We start from the raw sequence: 769 nt of genomic DNA, 5'->3' as shown, positions 1-769 counted from the left end.
GGGCGGTGGCCGCCGCGGTCCCGGGTGGCCGGTTCGCCCGGCAGGTCGCCGCGGTACGCCGGGCGATGGTGGTGCGGGCGTGACCGCGCCGGCCGTGGACGGCTTCGCCGCCGCCCTGCGCGACCGGGGCGTGGACGCGCACTGGCTGGTGCCCGCCGACGGGCTGCGCCGCCGGCTGCCGGTGGACCGCTGGCACGGCCCGGCCGACCCGGCGGACACGGCGGTGCTCGCCCGCTGCGCCGGCCCCACCCTGGACCTGGGCTGCGGACCGGGCCGGGTGACCCTGGCCCTGACCCGGTCCGGGCTGACCACCCTCGGGGTGGACGTGTCGGCCCGGGCGGTGGCGCTGACCCGGGCCCGGGGTGCGGTGGCCGTACAGGCCGACCTGTTCGGCCCGCTGCCGGCGGAGGGACGCTGGGCGCACGCGGTGCTGCTGGACGGGAACATCGGCATCGGCGGCGACCCGGCGGCGCTGCTGCGCCGGTGCCGGGCGCTGCTGCGGCCGGCCGGCACGGTGCTGGTGGAGCTGGAGCCGCCCGGGTCCGGCGCCTGGCAGGGGCAGGTCCACGTGCTGACCGGTCGGCGTCCGGGGCCGAGCTTCCGCTGGGCCTGGCTGGACACCGGCGCGGTGGCGGGCCCGGCGGCGGCGGCCGGGCTGGCGGTCGGCGAGGTGTTCCGGGCCGGCCGCCGCTGGTTCGCCGAGCTGACCCGCCCCTGACCGCCCGGCCCCGCGCCACCGACCTGCTGGTCCGGCTCGCCGGCCGCGCCG

The 769-nt window shown here is 81.8% G+C and carries 1 protein-coding gene; it reads left to right on the top strand.

Annotated elements, in window-relative coordinates; all coding sequences use genetic code 11:
• Positions 1 to 718: methyltransferase domain-containing protein (locus KBX37_RS33990; RefSeq protein WP_374103952.1), on the top strand; the 718-nt coding region annotated here is incomplete at its 5' end.
• Positions 719 to 769 lie beyond the last annotated feature (51 nt).

This window comes from Micromonospora sp. U56 (assembly GCF_018070095.1).
Classification (GTDB): Bacteria; Actinomycetota; Actinomycetes; order Mycobacteriales; family Micromonosporaceae; genus Micromonospora; species Micromonospora purpureochromogenes.
The sequence above is the reverse complement of the archived record's forward strand: the minus strand, read 5'-3'. Positions and strand labels throughout refer to the sequence as shown.